The organism is Streptomyces sp. NPDC017993, from assembly GCF_044328065.1.
GTDB lineage: Bacteria > Actinomycetota > Actinomycetes > Streptomycetales > Streptomycetaceae > Streptomyces.
Window position 1 is genome coordinate 156979 of record NZ_JBIRGO010000014.1, and the last position, 18094, is coordinate 175072.

15 protein-coding genes are annotated in these 18094 nt (G+C 71.8%); 6 read left to right on the forward strand and 9 right to left on the reverse strand.

Annotated elements, in window-relative coordinates:
• Positions 1-64: 64 nt before the first annotated feature.
• Positions 65-2701: an NACHT domain-containing protein gene (locus ACH4FH_RS25440; protein WP_398558191.1), complete on the reverse strand. Its 2637-nt coding sequence runs from the start codon at positions 2699-2701 to the stop codon at positions 65-67.
• Between the two features lie 847 nt (positions 2702-3548).
• Here ACH4FH_RS25440 and ACH4FH_RS25445 point away from each other — a divergent pair.
• Positions 3549-4220: a M23 family metallopeptidase gene (locus tag ACH4FH_RS25445; RefSeq protein ID WP_393896450.1), complete on the forward strand. Its 672-nt coding sequence runs from the start codon at positions 3549-3551 to the stop codon at positions 4218-4220.
• Here ACH4FH_RS25445 and ACH4FH_RS25450 read toward each other — a convergent pair.
• Positions 4202-4816: a TetR/AcrR family transcriptional regulator gene (locus tag ACH4FH_RS25450; protein WP_398558192.1), complete on the reverse strand. Its 615-nt coding sequence runs from the start codon at positions 4814-4816 to the stop codon at positions 4202-4204. The two genes, ACH4FH_RS25445 and ACH4FH_RS25450, sit on opposite strands and share 19 nt — an antisense overlap.
• 132 nt (positions 4817-4948) lie before the next feature.
• On the opposite strand from ACH4FH_RS25450, the gene ACH4FH_RS25455 reads away from it, so the two are divergent.
• Positions 4949-6559: an MDR family MFS transporter gene (locus ACH4FH_RS25455; protein ID WP_398558193.1), complete on the forward strand. Its 1611-nt coding sequence runs from the start codon at positions 4949-4951 to the stop codon at positions 6557-6559.
• A gap of 215 nt (positions 6560-6774) precedes the next feature.
• The gene (locus tag ACH4FH_RS25460) at positions 6775-7254 is read left to right on the forward strand and encodes a VOC family protein (protein WP_398558194.1); all 480 of its coding nucleotides are present in this window, start codon (positions 6775-6777) and stop codon (positions 7252-7254) included.
• A gap of 21 nt (positions 7255-7275) precedes the next feature.
• Here the strand turns inward: ACH4FH_RS25460 and cseC are convergent, their stop codons facing one another.
• The 5 genes from cseC to ACH4FH_RS25485 form a co-directional block, all read right to left on the reverse strand.
• Positions 7276-8577, reverse strand: a complete 1302-nt coding sequence (gene cseC / locus ACH4FH_RS25465) for a two-component system sensor histidine kinase CseC (RefSeq protein ID WP_398558195.1) — start codon at positions 8575-8577, stop codon at positions 7276-7278.
• Between the two features lie 8 nt (positions 8578-8585).
• A complete protein-coding gene (gene cseB / locus ACH4FH_RS25470) occupies positions 8586-9287 on the reverse strand; it encodes a two-component system response regulator CseB (RefSeq protein ID WP_398558196.1) in 702 nt (233 codons plus the stop codon).
• A 9-nt stretch (positions 9288-9296) separates the two neighbouring features.
• The gene (locus ACH4FH_RS25475) at positions 9297-9806 is read right to left on the reverse strand and encodes a hypothetical protein (RefSeq protein WP_398558197.1); all 510 of its coding nucleotides are present in this window, start codon (positions 9804-9806) and stop codon (positions 9297-9299) included.
• Positions 9807-10087: 281 nt separating this feature from the next.
• Positions 10088-10639: a SigE family RNA polymerase sigma factor gene (locus ACH4FH_RS25480; protein ID WP_393896442.1), complete on the reverse strand. Its 552-nt coding sequence runs from the start codon at positions 10637-10639 to the stop codon at positions 10088-10090.
• Between the two features lie 400 nt (positions 10640-11039).
• The gene (locus tag ACH4FH_RS25485) at positions 11040-11999 is read right to left on the reverse strand and encodes an A/G-specific adenine glycosylase (protein ID WP_398558198.1); all 960 of its coding nucleotides are present in this window, start codon (positions 11997-11999) and stop codon (positions 11040-11042) included.
• A gap of 386 nt (positions 12000-12385) precedes the next feature.
• On the opposite strand from ACH4FH_RS25485, the gene ACH4FH_RS25490 reads away from it, so the two are divergent.
• The 3 genes from ACH4FH_RS25490 to ACH4FH_RS25500 all read left to right on the forward strand — a co-directional run bounded on the left by ACH4FH_RS25490 (position 12386) and on the right by ACH4FH_RS25500 (position 15157).
• A complete protein-coding gene (locus tag ACH4FH_RS25490; RefSeq protein ID WP_398558199.1) occupies positions 12386-12874 on the forward strand; it encodes a pyridoxamine 5'-phosphate oxidase in 489 nt (162 codons plus the stop codon).
• 260 nt (positions 12875-13134) lie between these two features.
• Positions 13135-13977, forward strand: a complete 843-nt coding sequence (locus tag ACH4FH_RS25495) for a hypothetical protein (protein ID WP_398558200.1) — start codon at positions 13135-13137, stop codon at positions 13975-13977.
• A gap of 184 nt (positions 13978-14161) precedes the next feature.
• The gene (locus ACH4FH_RS25500) at positions 14162-15157 is read left to right on the forward strand and encodes an NAD-dependent epimerase/dehydratase family protein (protein WP_398558201.1); all 996 of its coding nucleotides are present in this window, start codon (positions 14162-14164) and stop codon (positions 15155-15157) included.
• A 65-nt stretch (positions 15158-15222) separates the two neighbouring features.
• On the opposite strand, the gene disA is transcribed toward ACH4FH_RS25500, so the two are convergent.
• A complete protein-coding gene (gene disA / locus ACH4FH_RS25505) occupies positions 15223-16368 on the reverse strand; it encodes a DNA integrity scanning diadenylate cyclase DisA (RefSeq protein ID WP_393896437.1) in 1146 nt (381 codons plus the stop codon).
• 127 nt (positions 16369-16495) lie between these two features.
• Entirely contained in the window at positions 16496-17908 is a 1413-nt protein-coding gene (radA, locus tag ACH4FH_RS25510) for a DNA repair protein RadA (RefSeq protein WP_398558202.1), read from the reverse strand.
• Between the last annotated feature and the right edge of the window lie 186 nt (positions 17909-18094).

Genomic DNA, 18094 nt, shown 5'->3' on the forward strand with positions numbered 1-18094 from the left:
CCGGGGCAGTTCTGTGTGGCGGGAGGGGTGACGGGGCTGCCGGGCAGGCGAATGCCGCGGTGCGCTACAGCTGGATGACGCGGATGCCGTCGGGGACGCCGGTCACCGGGCGGATCCGGTTGCCGATCATGAGGATGTCCAGCTGGGGGAAGGCGGACAGCCATTCCATGGACACACCGAGGTCGTAGCCGAGCCACAGCCGGGTCAGCCCGTCGGCCGGTGCGATGGCCTCGATGAGCTGGTCGGGGGTGAAGGCCCCGGCGATCCGCAGGTGCGGACGGCCGCCCAGACGGCGCAGCGCGTGCAGTTCCTCCAGGTCGGAGACCGGGAAGTACAACTCGGCCGGCTCCAGGTGGGCGATGATCTCGCGGGCGTAGCGGGCGGTGTCGTAGCGCCGCCAGGCCCCCGCGAGCTGCGCCCGGATGTCGTGGTGGGCCCGGTCGCGCAGCCCGGTCAGGTAGTCGATGGCCATGTCGTCGGCGATGGAGGTCGCGGTGATGGCGAGGAGGTGGGCCTCGTCGTCCGGGACGCCGGTGGGGTCGGGGAGCATTTCCAGCACGATCGGCCCGATCCAGCCGAGGGCGCGGGCGGCGGACGGTGTGCTGGGGCGCACCATGTCGCGGGTGAAGCGCTGGACACGGGCGCGTACCGCGGGGTCCAGCTCGGTGGCGTGCTCCAGGCAGGCGGCGGCCAGCAGCTTGCGGTGCCGGGCCTCGGCGGCGCGTACCCCGGGGTGCGGGGCGAGCAGGCCGTCCAGGAGGGCCGCGCACTCGTCCGGGCGGGAGAGCGCCACGGCCATCCGGATGACGTCCTCCCAGTCGTCGTGGTGGGCGTGCTTCAGGAGCAGCCCGAAGTCGTGCCGCTGCACCGTGGCGCGGGCGGAGAGATAGTCCTGGAAGGTGCGGTGCACGAAATCGACGGTGCCGGGGGTGGGCTCGCGCAGCAGCCCGGTGCGGTTGAGGAGGTGGCGGAAGACGTCTTCGGGGCCGCCCTGGCGGGCCGCGTCCGGGATGGCGGGCAGGTGCTCCGCGAGTGTCTCGATCGCGACGTCCTTGTCCATCTCGGAGCGGCCGTTGAGCAGCATCCACTGGGCCAGCTTCTGCAGCAGCTGGATCTTGGGCTGGCGGGTCAGGTCGACGCCGTCCGTGGCGACCATGGCGCGCTCCCGGTCCCGGCGCTCCAGCAGCATCGACAGTGCGGCGTCGTAGAGCTCCTTGCGGCCGTTGGGGAGGTAGCCGCGTCGGTCGCGGTGAAGGGCGCACAGCAGACCGCACATCAGCGGGTTGGTGGCCAGCCGGCCGAGGTCGCGGGTGATGCGGACGGCGTTGAGCAGGGTGTGCTCGTACTGGCCGAGGCGGTCGAGGTCGGCGGGGTTCTCCTGGGCGGCGGCGCGGTGCCAGCGCTGGATGAACGCGGCGATGTCCTCGCGGCTCATCGGCGCCAGGGCCAGTTCGGTGAAGCCCTCGGCGGCGAGCCAGTTGTCCCGTACGGCGGAGGGTCGGGAGGTGACGATCCAGACGTTGCCGGGGTAGCGCGTGGTCCAGTCGCGCAGCTTGCGGCGCACCTCCTCGCGGCCGCTCTCCGGGGCCTCGTCGATGCCGTCGATCAGCAGCAGGGCGCGGCCCGCGGACAGTACGCGCTCGGCCCAGCCGGGGGGCTGGGAAGCGGCGTGCCGGTAGCCGACGGCGGTCAGGAACGACGCGGGGGAGGGGAAGCCGTCGCGGGCGAAGCGGCGTACCGGCAGCAGGAACGGGATCCGGCCGCGGAGGGCGGACAGCGCCTCGGGCAGCTCGTCGCGGGCGGTGGCGACCGTCAGCCACTGGAGCAGGGTCGTCTTACCGGAGCCGGCGACGCCGCGGACCATGACCTGGCTGCGGCCGGAGAGCGCCTGCTCGGCGGGGACCGGTGGCTCGTCCTGGCCGGCGGCGTCCCCGGGGGTGCCGCCGGCGGGTGGCGGGCCCCCGCCGGCGTCGTCGAGGGCGCCGGGCTCGCACTGAAGCCCCAGGTAGGCGGTGTCCAGGGGCCAGCTGTCGGGGGAGTGGGCGAGGTCGATGCCGAAGATCGTGAGGTGGTTGTGGAGGACGGCGGTGTCGTGGGCGTAGCGCTCCTCGAAGGCGGCGTCCTCGGTGGAGCGGGACGGCGGCGGCAGGGTGGCGAGGGCCCCGTGGCCGTGGAGCAGCTCGGTGAGGGTGCGGCTCTGCTCGGTGAGGGTGCGGGCGACGAACGCCGAGCGCCGGGTGAAGAAGTGCAGGATGTGCAGGGCCGCGGTGTCCAGGAGCAGCCCGTGGAGCCGGACGCCGCGCTCGGTGAGCCGCTCGGTGACGCCTGGAACCGTCTCGCGCAGCTGGCGGGCGAACGCTGCGGGCAGCAGCCGGGCGGCCTGGAGGTCGTCCATGTCGATCTCATCCAGTGCCCGCAGGGTGCGGGCGAGGGCGTGGGTGACGGGACGGTCCTCTTCGGGGCCGATGAGGCGCTCGCCGGGCCCGTCCCCCTCCAGTGCCCGCTCGACGAGGACCGCGGCGATGTGATCCAGGTCCCGCTCGGTCAGGGTGCGCTTCTCACCGGAGAAGGAGACCAGGCGGGAGATGCGTACGGGGCGGTCGACGAGGTCGGCTGCGGGGCCGTCGTCTGCGAAGAGCTTGCGGATCAGCGGATCGATGACATGCGGCGTGAGGCGGGCGGCGACGGTCGTGGGATCCATGCGTTCCCCGTAACTGCTTTTCAGGACACGGTCGTTGAGGGTTCAGCCTAGGCGAGGGCGCGGCCGGCGGGCAGGTGCGGAAGGTGCCGGGCAGGCGCCCGGGGGCGGTGTGTGCGGCGGCCAGGGGCCCGGGGTCGGTCGGGCGGGCGGCCCTTGCCCTTGCCGGGGTGGGCGTCGGTGCGGGCGTGGAGGCGCATGCGAGCGCCGGGGGGCGTGAGGGGCGGGGCCGTCAGGAGGGCCGGCCGCGCACAGCGGACCGTCCGGCGGCGAGCCCGGGCTCCGATGGCCCCATTTCCGACCAATTTGGACATTTCTCGGCCTTTTGAGTTACCCGCATCACAAAGGATTCCGCCTTTCGGTAACCCACGTCACAAAGGCCCCCGACCTTCCGGTTACCCACGTCACAAAGGCCTTAGGTCCCGAAACGGACCCCCGAAAGGCCCGCGAAAAGGCATTGGATCTTAGGTATTCGTGACTTGCCGCACAGCCGATTTAGGCCCTACTAAAGGAATTAGCAGAATGCGGCGTCGGGCGGAAGGGGGTTCTGTGCCCCTGGCGCGCAAGGGCGGAGTGCGGGTTGCGTCCGAGCGGGGAGGGCCCCTGGGGCGTATGGGTAAATGCCCAGTTCAATAGGGGTATGGGGGGTGGCCGCGAGGCTTCGGTATGCCCGATTTTGGGTGTTTGGTACCGGGTTCGCGGTGGTGTCGGCGTGGGCCTATTTCCCGGCCCTTCGGTACGGCATTGCTTAGTAGAAAGGCCCCTTGGCGGGGCGGCGCCGACGGGTTACCAAGGAATGGCTATCCCGGTCCGCAGCCGGAAGTTCATTTCTCATCGGAGGTAAACCCGCATGTCGAAGTTCGCCACGCTCTTTAACGCCAAGAAGTCCGCTCTGCGCAATCGCAGCGTCGTTGTGGCCGCCGGTGTCGGCGTCACGGTCGCGCTCGGCGCCGGTGTGGCCACCGCGGCCGACGGGGGCCTGATGAACCTCACCTCGGGTGTCGGTTCGGCCGTCACCGCGCAGGCCGACGCACAGGCGAAGGCGGCCGTCGAGGCCAAGCAGGCCGCGGCGAAGGCCAAGGCCGCCGCCGCGAAGAAGGCCAACGGCTGGGTCAAGCCGGTCGACAAGTACACGCTGGGCTCGACCTTCGGTCTGGCCGGCAACATGTGGTCGAGCAAGCACAGCGGCCAGGACTTCGTCGTGCCCAGCGGCACCGCGGTCAAGGCCGTTCACAAGGGCACCGTCGTCAAGGCCGGCCCCAACGGTGGCGGCGACGGTCCCGCGTACGGCAACGCCATTGTGATCAAGCACGACGGCGGTACGTACACCCAGTACGCCCACCTGTCATCGATCAAGGTCCAGGTGGGGCAGCAGGTCGGTACCGGTCAGGAGATCGGTCTGTCCGGCAGCACCGGTAACTCTTCCGGCCCCCACCTGCACTTCGAGGTCCGCACCGGTCCTGACTACGGGACGGGCGTTGAGCCGACCGGATTCCTGCGGGCTCACGGCGACTCTGTCTGAGCTGAGTCCGGCCGGGCTGGCCGGCGGCTCGGCGGGTTGGCCGCCGTGACCAGTTCTGTGGCGACCTCGAGGAGTGCATTGCGCTTCTCCTCGGGGTCGCCTTCCACGTTCTGCATCGCGAACATGCCCGCGTGCAGGGAGAACAGTGCCGTGATGCAGCGCACCTGATCCGTGAGCTCCGACTCCGGCTCCTTGAGCAGGTCGAAGAGCGAGAGCATCCGCTGCTTGAAGGTCTCGCCGATGCTGAGGTCGCGGACGGCGGCCTGGTTCTCCTGCATGAAGCGGAAGAGGGGCTCGCCCGCCCGCAGCGACTCGCTGTAGCGGCGGATCACTTCCTGCTTCGTCTCCAGGGTGCGCGGCTGCCCCTCGGCCCAGGTGATCAGCTCGTCGATCGGCCTGACCAGGTCCTGGAACAGGCTGATGATGATGTCTTCCTTGGTCTTGAAGTGGTAGTAGAGCGCCGCCTTGGTGACGTCGAGCTGCTCGGCGATCTCCCGCAGCGAGGTCTTGTCGTAGCCGTGTTCGGAGAACAGCTCCAGAGCGACGTCCTGGATGCGCTGGCGGGTGTTGCCCCTGCGCGCCTGCGGTGTGCCCATGGTGCTCTCCTGCGTTCTCGTTGCCGGTCCGGCGCGGCCGCACATTAACTTACTTGACGACCGGCTAGTTGAGGCTTACCTTCATCACTGTACTGAACTAGCCGGGCGGCAAGTAAGTGGGAGTGATGGGGGATGTCGCAAAGAGAAGCGACGCCAGCGGGGGAAGAGCAGAAACAGGCACCGAGTTCGGGGAAGCAGCCTGCCAGCGTGCGGGTGGTGCTCTTCGCGCTGATGATCGCGATGCTGCTCGCCATGTTGGACAACATGATCGTCGGCACCGCGATGCCGACCATCGTCGGTGAGCTGGGCGGTCTGGAGCACCTGTCGTGGGTGGTCACCGCATATACGCTCGCCACCGCCGCGTCGACCCCGATCTGGGGCAAGCTCGGCGACATGTACGGCCGCAAGGGCGTCTTCCTGACATCCATCGTGCTCTTCCTGATCGGCTCGGTGCTGTCCGGAATGGCCCAGGACATGGGTCAGCTGATCGGTTTCCGCGCGGTCCAGGGCCTGGGCGCGGGCGGTCTGATGGTCGGCGTGATGGCGATCATCGGCGATCTGATTCCGCCGCGGGAGCGCGGTAAGTACCAGGGCATGATGGCCGGTGTGATGGCCGTCGCGATGATCGGCGGGCCGCTGGTCGGCGGCACCATCACCGACCACCTGGGCTGGCGCTGGAGCTTCTACATCAATCTCCCGCTCGGGGCGATCGCGCTGGTCATGGTGACCGCGGTGCTGCATCTGCCGAAGAAGCGGGCGCAGGCCCGGATCGACTACGTCGGCGCCGCACTGCTCACCGTCGGGATCACCTCCCTGGTGCTGATCACCACCTGGGGCGGCACCGAGTACGACTGGCTCTCGACCCAGATCGTCGGGCTCGGCATCCTCGGCGTGGTCGCGCTGCTCCTCTTCGTCCTGGTGGAGCGCAAGGTCAGCGAGCCGGTGCTGCCGCTGCACATCTTCCGCAACGGCAACTTCTCGCTCGTCACCCTCATCGGTTTCCTCGTCGGCTTCGTGATGTTCGGGTCGATGACGTTCCTGCCGCTGTTCCAGCAGACCGTGCAGGGCGCCTCGGCCACCAACTCCGGCCTGCTGCTGCTCCCGATGCTGCTCGCGATGATGGTCGTGTCGCTGTTCGCCGGCCGGGTCACCACCCAGTCCGGCAAGTACAAGATCTTCGTCGTGGTCGGCGGCGGCCTGATCACCGTCGGCCTGGCGCTGCTGTCGCTGATGGACACCGACACCACGCGCTTCACCTCGGGCGCCTACATGGCGGTGCTCGGCGCCGGTATGGGCTTCCTGATGCAGACCACGATGCTGATCGCGCAGAACAGCGTCGAGATGAAGGACATGGGCGTCGGATCCTCCTCCGCGACCCTCTTCCGTACGATCGGCGGCTCCTTCGGCGTCGCGATCTTCGGCGCGATCTTCACCAACCAGGTGCAGTCCGCGATGACCGAGCGGATCGGCCGGGCCGGCGAGAAGGCGACCGGCGGCGGGGCCCAGATGGACCCCAAGGGCCTGGCCCAGCTGCCGCCCATGGTCAAGGACGCCTACCTGCACGCGGTCGCCACCGGCACCCACCATGTCTTCCTGTGGGGCGCGGCCGTCAGCGTCATCGGCTTCGCCGCGGCCTGGTTCCTCAAGGAGGTGCCGCTGCGCGGCGGCCCGGCCACTCCGGCCGAGAGTTCGGAGGACGGCACCGCTGAGGTGGACCGTCCGGCGGTGGCGGAGTCCGTCTGATCCCGGATCCCCAGTGATGGTCGAGCGGCCCCCGGCGTACGCGCCGGGGGCCGCTCGCGTTGCGGCGCAAGGGGTGCGCGGTGCCGTGCACACGTGTCCCGCCGAGGAAGCGCGGTGGTCGCAGTCCTGCCTACGGTGAACGGGCACAAGTGCACATGGCAGAAGTCCGCACGCAGCCCGGGACCGCACGGGCGGGACACCGTGAGGAGCAGACCATGATCAAGGGAATCGCCATCAGCACCATCTGGGTGCTCGACCAGCACCGGGCCAAGGAGTTCTACACCGAGAAGCTCGGCATGGAGGTCCGTACGGACCTGCGGATGGGCGGTGCGGGCGGCCTGCGCCGGCTCACGGTCGGTGCCAAGAGCCAGCCGGAGGTCGAACTGACGCTGATGGTGCCGGGGCCGCCCGGCATGGACCCGGAGTCCGCCGCGGCCCTCAAGCAGCTGGTCGGCAAGGGAATGCTGGGCGCGGGCGTGCTGGCCACCGACGACGTGTACGGCGAGTACACCGCGCTCAAGGCCAAGGGCGTGGAGTTCTTCCAGGAGCCGCAGGAGCGGCCGTACGGCACCGAGGCGCTCTTCCGTGACGACTCCGGCAACCGGATCTCGTTGGTGCAGCGGCGCGAGCAGCTCGACCTGGACCGGGGCTGGGTCGACTGCGTCGACGAGCAGTGGACCGAGACCGAGGGCTGACGCGCCGGGCCGGCCCCGCGCTCAGCGGTCGGGGAGGTGGAGGACGGGGAAGCTGCCGGTGTCCGTCGGCGCGTTCTCCGGCAGCCACAGCACGGAGACGGCGCCCGTCGAGCCGTCGGTGACCGCGTCGGCGTTGCGGAAGGTCAGCCGCGCGCCGAGCACCCGCGCCTGGCCGGCCGCGATCGTCAGGCCCAGGCCGTGGCCCCGCCCGGCCCGGTCGCTGCTGCCGGTCCGAAAGCGGCTCGGCCCTTCCCGCAACAGCGCCTCGGGGAAGCCAGGCCCGTGGTCGCGGACCCGCAGCACCCGGCCCTCGACGGTGACCTCGATCGGTGGTTTGCCGTGCCGGGCGGCGTTGGCGATGAGGTTGCCCAGGATGCGCTCCAGGCGGCGCGGGTCGGTGGTGACCTCCGCGTCCCGTACGACATCGATCTGGATGTCCGGGTCGAGGGCGCGGACCCGGCGGGTGACGAACTCGCCGAGCGCGACTCCCTGGAGCTCCGCACGCTCGGCGTAACCGTCCAGCCGGGCCACTTCCAGCACGTCCTCGACGAGCGTGCGCAGTGCCTGCGCCCGGTCGCGCACCAGCTCGGAGGGGCGGCCGGGGGGCAGCAGTTCGGCGGCGGTCAGCAGGCCGGTGACCGGGGTGCGCAGTTCGTGGGCGATGTCCGCGGTGACCCGGCGCTCCGCCTCGATGCGCTGCTGGAGGGCGTCGGACATGGCGTCCACCGCCCACGCCAGGTCGTCGGTCTCGTCCCGTACCCGGCCGCCGACCTCGTCGCGGATGCGGACCGAGGTGTCGCCGTCGGCGAGCTTCCCGGCCGCGGCGGCCGCCTTGCGCAGCCGCTGGGAGAGCCGGCCGCCGACCAGCACACCCAGCGCGCAGCCGCCGACCACGACCGCGGTGGAGCCGACGAGCAGCGCGCTGTCGAGGTCGTCCAGTACGGCGAACCGGTCGGGGAAGCTGTCGTGCATCGAGAGCACCCGGCCGTTGCTGAGCGGTGCCGCGGCCCAAACCTCGGGGGCGGTCAGCCCGGTGTCCTGGAGGTAGGTGGCGCGGGTGTCCTTGGCGACCTCGTCGCGCAGCTCCTGGGGCAGGGCCGGGTCGTCGATCTTCGCGCCGAACTGCAGCCGGTTGGTCGATTCGAAGATCTTCTCAGTGAAGTTGAGCCGCTCGACCTGCACATCGCGGCTGTTGTTGAGCATGGAGACCCGGGCGGCGTTGTGCACGACAAGGCTCAGCGCGATCGCGACCAGCGCTCCGACGAGCGCGATCGCGGCGCTGAGCTTCCATCTCAGACCCGTCCGCAGGGCCAGCCTGACCACCGCGGGGCTCAGCCTCTCAGCTTGTATCCGAAGCCGCGGACCGTCTCGATCCGGTCCTGGCCGATCTTTCCGCGCAGCCGCTGGACATGGACGTCCACGACCCGGGTGTCCCCGCCCCAGCCGTAGTCCCACACCCGCTCCAGCAGCCGGTCGCGCGAGAGGACCGTACCGGGCGCGTCGGAGAATTCCAGCAGGAGGCGCATCTCGGTGGGCGTCAGCGCGACGTTCTCGCCGCCTTTGCGGACCTCCATGCCCTCGGTGTCCACCTCCAGGTCGCCGAAGCGCAGGACGGCCTCGGCGGGCGCCGCGCCCGCGGAGGCCGCGCGGTCCGCGCCGCCGGCGTGCCCGAAGCGGCGCAGTACCGCGCGGATCCGGGCGACCAGCACCGCGCCGTCGAACGGCTTGGTGACGTAGTCGTCGGCGCCGGCCTCCAGGCCGAGCACCACGTCGATGGAGTCGGCGCGGGCCGACAGCATGATCACGGGAACCGTGGACTCGTCACGGATGCGCCGGCACAGGCTGACGCCGTCGAGCCCCGGCACCATCACGTCGAGCAGCGCGATGTCGGGGCGGTCGGCGCGGAACGCCTCCAGGCCGGCGAGGCCGTCGGGCATCGCCGTGACGACGAAGCCGTCCCGCTCCAGCGCGAGTTGGGTGGCTTCGCGGATGACGTCGTCGTCCTCGACGAAGAGCACATGGGTGTCGGCCATGCGGTTGTCTCAACCCTCCCGTTCGGTGCCGTCCGCCGGCTCGCTGCCGTCGCCGGTGGTCTTGCTGTAGTCGGTGTGGTGCTCGGTGTTCTCGGTGAAGCGGCCACCCGCCCACCGGTAGGTCATCACATCCTCACCGGAAGGACAGCACACCTTGTCATCCGTGTCATAGGTCTGCAGCGAGACCTCCAGGTAGCCGTTGTTGGCCCCGGCGGACACCGACGGCTGCTCGTTGGCGTACACATTGTCGAAGCCGCTGCGCGCGCCGCTGTCCCTGCGGTAGACGTACGCGCCGATGCCGACCGAGTCCGCGCAGGTCATGACGTTGACGATGATGTCCTGTGACCTGCTGCCGGTCAGTGACGCGTGGGACACCTCGACCGGGTACTCGTCGGCCGCGCAGGGCTCGGCGAGGGACTTCTTCACATCGGCGCCGACCTTCGGGTCGGCCTTCACCAGCGCGACCGCGTCGACCTTCTTGTACTGGGCGCTGGTGGTCGGCGCGGGCGATGCGGACACCGCTCCTTTGGGCGCGGGCGTGCTGCTCGCCGTCCCCTCGGCACGGACGCCCTCGCCTCCCGGATTGCATCCGGCCAGCAAAAGGCCGACGGCGGCCACCCCCGCCGTGGCCGCGCCGCCCTTGGTCAACCCGCTTCTGGTCAACCTGTTCCTGGTCAATCCGCTCCTGCTCACCGTGCTGCTCGCACAGCTGCCGATTTCCGCCGCTGTTCCTCTGGTGATTGTCGCGCGCCGGGCTGTGAGCCGGGAGGCGCCCGGTAGCCGGTGCCGTAAGCCGCCGCTCAGGCCGCGCACCGATCCCTCTCCTGCTCGCCGCGCTCCAGCATCCGCGCGTCGATGTCGCGGTTCTCCAGCTCCTGACGCAGCCGCGCCAGCGCGCGGTGCAGGGTGCTCTTGACCGTGCCCGTGGACATGCCGAGCGCCGCCGCGGTCTCCTCGGTGCTCATCTGCTCCCAGTGTCGCAGGACGACCACACTGCGCTGCTTGGGAGCCAGCACGCCGAGGATGTCCATCAGCAGGGCGCGGTCGGCACGCTGCTCGGTGCCGTCGTCGACGCTGGCGTCCGGAAGCTGCTCGGTGGGTACTTCCTCCAGCTTACGGGCCCGCCACCACTCGGTCCGGGTGTTGATCATGACGCGGCGGAGGTAGGCGTCCGCCAGTGACTTGTCCGCTATACCGTCCCAGCGCCCGTACGTGCGGACCAGGGCCGTCTGCAGCAGGTCCTGGGCGTCGACCGGGTCGGGTACCAGTCGTCGCGCGCTGCGCAGCAGGGCCTCCTGCCGCGTACGTACGTATTCCTCGAAGTCCAGTACCTTGCCGCCGCTGGTCGCCATTCCGACGCCTCCGATCCGCTTGCGTTCCCCACGTTGACCGCGCTGGTGGTCATCTCCAGCACGAGGAAGACGCTACGGAGGGGGTGTTGCGGCGTAATGTGCGTCGGCCCCACAGCGAGTGCACGGAAAACACTCGGTTGTGTAACAGCCCGCCGGGGGTCATACCTCGGACGGACACCGGGCCTTGGCGGGTCATACTCCGGAGGGACAAGGCGCCCCGCCGGAAGGGCTACGGGCCTGGTGGCGGCCGCAATCGGGGCCGGCCGGGGTCTCGCCGGAGCTCTCCGCCCGGCGGCTGATCCGGCATCAGCGCGCCCGAGCCCCGCGACCGGCCCGGAGCGGAGGGGCGGACGGCCGGAGGGCGGCGTGCCTGATGTGGCGCGCCGCCCCGGCGGTCGCGTCAGGTCAGCGGCAGTCGGTAACGGCCGCCGGCCAGCGGCTCCACGAGGCCGTCCGAGACCAGCCCGTCCAGCGCACGGGCCCGCTGCACCGGCTCGTCCCACACCGAGTCCAGCACGACCTGCGGCACCGGAGTGACGGCCTCGCGCAGGACGGCCAGCAGCTTGCCGCGGACCTGCCGGTCGGTGCCGGCGTATGTCTGCACGCGGCGCGGCGGGCCCTCGTGCACCGGGGACCCGGCCAGCTTCCAGGCGCACTGCGAGGCGATCGGGCAGCGAACGCACTCCGGTCCGCGGGCCGTGCACACCAGCGCGCCCAGCTCCATCGTGGCCGCCGCCCAGCGCGCCGCGAGGGTCTCGTCCTCGGGCAGCAGCGCGCGGGCGAGCTTGCGTTCGGCGGCGGTGGTGGCGTTCGGCGGGTACTGGCGGCCGACGACGGCGCGGGCGAAGACCCGGCGCACGTTGGTGTCCAGCACCGCGTGCCGCTGCCCGTAGGCGAACGACGCGACGGCCGCGGCGGTGTACTCGCCGACGCCGGGCAGTGCCAGCAACTGGCCGTGCTCGCGCGGTACGTCACCGCCGTGGCGCTCCTGTATGGCGGACGCGGCGGCGTGCAGGCGCAGCGCGCGGCGCGGGTAGCCGAGCCGGCCCCAGGCGCGCACGGCCTCGCCCGGCGCCTCGGCGGCCAGGTCGGCGGGGCGCGGCCAGCGGGCCAGCCACTGCTCGTACACCGGCAGCACTCTGCTGACCGGCGTCTGCTGGAGCATGAACTCGCTGACCATCACGCCCCAGGCGCCGGCCTCGGGGCGGCGCCAGGGCAGATCGCGGGCATGGTCGTCGAACCAGTCGGTGACCGGGCCGTGCAGTCCGGTCCCGTCGGCGGCCTCCGCGGCGGATGTGGCGGAGGAGGCGATCTCGGCGGCGGCGGTCGTGGCAGTGGGGAGGGCAGGCGTCGAAGTCATGGCACCACCGATCCTGGCACGAGGAAGAGCGACCGGGAAACGTACCGGGCCCGCACCGCCGTACGCCCACCCGCTCGCAGCACGGCCGGGTACGTACGGGTGGCTGCTACCGGCGGTACGCGGCGGCCCCGGGCGGCCTACGGCGTCGTGCCCCTGACCTGCGGGCGGGCCGCGGCGGGCGGCCGCCGCGGCCGGGCGCGGCGGCGGAACACCGGAAAGAGCGGGTGTTCGCCACGCGCCCACGGCGTGGCGCGGCCCGCGGCGCGCCGGATGCGGCCCGTTCGGAGGCCGGTCGGCACGCCGGGAGAGGCGTGTCGACACCCGGACACTCGCGCCCGGGGCGGGCCGGTGCGTGTGCGGCGACGGTGACGGGTGAGGATGCCTGGATGACTGGGATGAACTGCCCGGACGGGATCCGGCGGGCGCTGGCCGCGCACTCGACGATGACGCTCGCTTACACGGACGGTGACGGGCCGCAGGCGTGCGCGGTGCTGTACGCGAGCGATGCGGAGGCGCCGGGCGCGGCGGACGGGCCCGCGCTGTACTTCGTCACGGCGACCACGACCCGGCACGGCCGGGCGCTCGCGCGGCCCGGTGCGCGGGCGGCGTTCACCGCGCAGCGCGACGGCCAGGAGTGGAGCGGGCTGACCGGGCTGCAGGGCCGCGGCGACTGCCGGCCGCTGACCGAGGCGGAGCGGGCGGCCGGCTGGCGGCTCTACATCGAGCGCTTCCCGTTCGTCGCGACGGACGAGCGGCTCCGCGGAGCGCTGGAGCGCACCACGCTGTGGGAGCTGCGGCCCGACTGGCTGCGGTTGATCGACAACGGCCGGGGCTTCGGTCACAAGGAGGAGTGGCACCGGGGGGCCGTTTCGTAGGCCACTTTGCCCGGCGCCGCCCGGCGGCCGGGAGCCGCGAACGTACGAATGTGTTCCGGCCGCCTCGGTCCTGAGCCGTCGCGAAGCGGTCGGAACGGGTCCGACCAGGGCGGATCGGACCGGAGAGAGCGTCAGATGTGCGCCACTGAGGAGGGTCCGGAGGGGCCGGGACCGCTCTCCGGGCTGATCATGGGAAAAGTTGCCGCTTCGTACGGCGGGTACTGGACGGTGTGGCGGCGGATCTCTCGTACAGTTTCCGCGTGGGATCACTGCGCAATCCGATCGGGCCGCTTCCCTCCTCCATCTACTGGCGGCGGAGGGCCGTTGCGCTGGCCATCGTCGTCCTGCTCGCCCTCCTGGTGGTGTGGGTCGTCAGCTGGGGCGGCGACAGCGCGAGTGACAACCAGGGCAAGGGATCGCAGCGCCCGGGGCCCGCGACCTCCATCACCCCTGGCCCCTCCTCCACCGGCCCGGCGATCAGTCAGAAGCCCGGCGGGCGCGACGAGTCGGGTCACGGCGGCGGGGAGTCCGGTTCCGGTTCCGGCTCCGCCGGTGCGGGTGGCGGTTCGGTTTCGGGCGGCGGCAGCGGTGGCAGTGGCGGCTCGGGTGGCTCGGGCGCGGGCGGCTCCGGTGGTGCCGGCGCTCATCTGCCGATCGGCGAGGGATCGGGCGGCGTCGCCGTACCGGCCGGCTCGTCCGTCCCCAACTGCACCAACGGCAAGGTCACTTTGGCCCTGCGCAGCGTGAAGAACTCCTACGCGCCGGGCGAGAAGCCGAAGTTCGAGGTGACGGTCAAGAACTCCGCCGGCTCGGCCTGCAAGGTGGATCTCGGCCGGAAGGCCGCGGTGCTCACCATCACCGACACCGCGGACGACGACCGGGTGTGGGTGTCCGCGGACTGCCCCGAGGGCAGTGGTTCCGCGCTGCTGAAGGTGCCGGCCAAGGGCTCCACGAAGCGCGTCGTCGAATGGGACCGCCGGGCGAGCGCCCCGCAGTGCGCGACGCCGAGCGCCGCCGCCGTGCCGGCCGGCACGTATCTGATCGAGGCCAAGGTCCCCGGGCTGTCCACCGCCCGTACCTCCTTCGTTCTCGCCAAGGACTGACCCGGGCGCGTCGCTGAGGGCCGCGGCACTCCGTCGCCAACGACCCCGCCACGCCGCGGAGTTGCTCTGACCGCCCCCACCTCCGAGCCTCTGACCTGCGCGGACGGCCCTGTCCGCTGTAGGCGATTCCGCTGACAGCGTGGAGGCGTGGTCCGGGGTGCGGCGGTGGGGCAGTGTCACCGGCATGAAGCTACTGATGCTGGGTGGTACCGAGTTCGTGGGCAGGGCGATCGCCGAGGCGGCGTTGGCGCGCGGGTGGCAGGTGAGCGTGTTCCACCGCGGTCATCACGCACCGCCTGCGGGCGTGACGGCCCTGCACGGCGACCGTGCGGACGCCGAGGGCCTCAAGGCCCTGCGGGAAGGCGAGTGGGACGCCGTCGTCGACACCTGGAGCGGCGCCCCGGCGGCCGTACGGGACGCGGCGCGGCTGCTGGCAGGCCGGGTCCGGACCTACGCCTACGTCTCCAGCCGGTCGGTGTACGCCTACCCCGCACCGGCCGGGCTCGACGAGGAGGGCCCGGTGGTGGTGGCGTCACCCGACGCCACCGACGCCGACGACTACGCGCAGGCCAAGCGAGGCGGCGAGCTGGCCGCGGTCGACGTGTTCGGGGACCGGGCGCTGCTGGTCAGGGCGGGCCTGATCCTCGGCCCCTACGAGAACATCGGACGGCTGCCGTGGTGGCTGGACCGGATGGCCCGCGGCGGCACCGTCCTCGCGCCGGGGCCGCGCGAGCTGCCCCTGCAGTACATCGACGCCCGCGACCTGGCGCAGTGGACGCTGGACGCGGTGCAGGGCGGCCTCGGTGGCGCGTACAACCTGGTGAGCGAGCCGGGGCACGCCACCATGGGGGAGCTGCTGGAGAGCTGCGTGCGGGCCACCGGCTCGGATGCCGCGCTGCGCTGGACGGCGCCGCAGGACGTGCTCGCCGCCGGCATCGAGCCCTGGTCGGAGCTGCCCGCCTGGCTGCCGCCGGGCGAGCTCCACGACACCATGTACGGCGCCGATGTCTCCAAGGCCGTTGCCGACGGCCTGCGTTGCCGTCCCGTCGGCGAGACGGTCGCCGATACCTGGACCTGGCTGCGGAGCATCGGCGGAGTGGCGCCGCAGCGCCCGGACCGCCCGGTGGTCGGCCTCGCACCGGAGAAGGAGGCGGCGGCGCTGCGTGGCATGACGAGCTGACGTGAGCGGCCCGCGCGGTGTGCACCGCGCGGGCCGCAGAAACGTTCGTGGCGAAGGCGCCGCCGCTAGACGTACCGCTCCAGGATCGACGACTCCGCGAGCCGGGACAGACCCTCGCGGACCGAACGGGCGCGGGCCTCGCCGACGCCGTCCACCGCCTGCAGGTCGTCGACACTCGCGGCGAGCAGCTTCTGCAGGCCGCCGAAGTGGTCGACGAGGCGGTCGATGACCGTGCCGGGCAGCCGCGGGACCTTCGCCAGCAGGCGGAAGCCGCGCGGCGAGACCGCGGAGTCCAGCGTCTCGGGAGAGCCGCTGTAGCCCAACGCGCGGGCCACGGTGGGGAGTTCGAGCAGCTCGGTGTGGCTGAGCGCGTCCAGCTCGGCGAGCGCCTCGACGACCGTGCGCGAGCGCTTGGCGGTCGGCTCGGGGACGTAGTCGCGGACGACCAGTTCGCGCTCGGGCTCCACCCCGGCGATCAGCTCGTCGAGCTGGAGGGTGAGCAGTCGGCCGTCCGTGCCGAGTTCGACGACGTATTCGGCGATCTCGGTGGCGATCCGGCGGACCATCTCCAGGCGCTGGGCGACCGCGGAGACATCGCGGACCGTCACCAGGTCCTCGATCTCCAGGGCGGAGAGGGTGCCGGCGACCTCGTCCAGGCGCAGCTTGTAGCGCTCCAGGGTCGCCAGCGCCTGGTTCGCCCGGGAGAGGATCGCGGCCGACTCCTCCAGGACGCGGCGCTCGCCGTCGACGTACAGCGCGATCAGCCGCATGGACTGGCTGACCGAGACGACGGGGAAGCCGGCCTGGATCGAGACGCGCTGGGCCGTGCGGTGGCGGGTGCCGGTCTCCTCGGTGGGGATGGAGGCGTCCGGGACCAGCTGCACCCCGGCCCGCATGATCTTGGTGATGTCCTTGTCGATCACCAGCGCGCCGTCGAGCTTGCACAGCTCGCGCAGCCGGGTCGCGGTGAACTCCACATCCAGCACGAAGCCGCCGGTACACATGGACTCGACGGTCTTGTCGAAGCCCAGCACGATCAGGCCGCCCGTGTTGCCGCGGAGGATGCGCTCCAGGCCGTCACGCAGGGGCGTACCGGGCGCGACGGCGCTCAGCGAGGCACGCATCAGGCCCTCGGTGTCCCCCGACCTTCGGTAGGGCGGAACCCAACCAGACCTGCCACCAGGGGACGATGCCCGGTCGTTGGCTGCCACTGCACTCCTCCGTCGCACGGTCTGTCGGTCCGCAGGCCGCCCGGCCGGTGCCGCGGTGACGTACGTACCAGCGGAGCGTACGTGGCCGACGGCAAGACTGCGGTGGCGGGCGAGACCAGGGCAAAGTCTACCGGCGCTGCTCCTCTTCCTGTGGGGCCTCCCGTCGCACCCGCTTGGGGAGCACGCTCAGCGCCTGCCCGACGTCGGCCACCTCCAGCACCCGCATGCCGTCGGGGATCTTGCCGGGGTCGGACGGGACCAGGGCGTGCGTGAAGCCGAGCCGGGCCGCCTCGGACAGTCTGCGCTGTACGCCGGTGACCCGCCTGACCTCGCCGGCGAGCCCCACCTCGCCGATGGCGACCAGGTTCTTCGGCAGTGGGGTGTCGCTCGCCGCGCTGGCCAGCGCCAGTGCCACGGCGAGGTCCGCGGCCGGCTCCGTCAGCTTCACGCCGCCGACCGTCGCGCTGTAGATGTCGCGCTTGCCCAGCGCGCTGATCCGGCCGCGCTGCTCCAGGACGGCCAGCATCATCGAGACCCGGGAGGTCTCCAGCCCGGAGGTGGTGCGCCGCGGGGAGGGGATCTGGGAGTCGACGGTCAGTGCCTGGACCTCGGCGACCAGCGGGCGGCGGCCTTCGAGAGTGACCGTCAGACACGTGCCGGGCACCGGCTCGGCACGGCGGGTCAGGAAGAGACCCGAGGGGTCGGCGAGGCCGGTGATGCCCTCGTCGTGCAGCTCGAAGCAGCCGACCTCGTCGGTGGTGCCGTAGCGGTTCTTGACGCCGCGCACCAGGCGCAGCCGGGCATGCCGGTCGCCCTCGAAGCTCAGGACCACATCGACGAGATGCTCCAGCAGGCGGGGTCCTGCGATGGCGCCGTCCTTGGTGACGTGGCCGACCAGGAGGGTGGACATCGCGCGGTCCTTGGACGCGCGGATCAGCGCGCCGGCGACCTCGCGGACCTGGGCCATACCGCCCGGAGCCCCCTCGATCTCGGGGGAGGCGACGGTCTGCACCGAGTCCAGGATCAGCAGCGACGGCTTGACGGTGTCCAGGTGGCCCAGCACGGCGGACAGATCGGTCTCGGCCGCCAGATAGAGGTGGTCGTCGATGGCGCCGATGCGGTCGGCGCGCAGCCGCACCTGGCTCGCGGACTCCTCCCCGGTGACGTACAGCGTGCGGTGGTCGCCGGAGGCGGCCTTGGCGGCGACGTCGAGCAGGAGGGTGGACTTGCCGACGCCCGGCTCCCCGGCGACCAGCGCCACCGCGCCGGGCACCAGACCGCCGCCCAGCACCCGGTCCAGCTCCGGCACACCGGTCGAGCGGGCGGTGGCCTGCCGACCGTCGACCTGGCCGATCGGCAGCGCGGCGGTGGTGACCCGGCCGGGCGCGGTGGTGCGCACCGCGGGGGCGCCGCCAAACTCCTCGACCGTGCCCCACGCCTGGCATTCTGGGCAGCGGCCGAGCCACTTCGCGGTGGTCCAGCCGCACTCGGTGCAGCGGTAGGAGGGGCGCTCCTTGGCCGACGTTTTACGGGTTGCCATGGAGTCACCGTAGTCGCGGGGTAGGACAACGCCCGCACCCGAGCTGTCGCGGAGGAGCGCGGGCACCTGAGCCGTCCCTCCGCCGTCCTCCGTCGCGGGTTGCGCCGACCGAGCGGCGCACGCCGAGCGCATTCAGCGGCGGATGGGGCGCTTCGTGTCCCCTTTTGAGGGAGATGGTCACCCGTA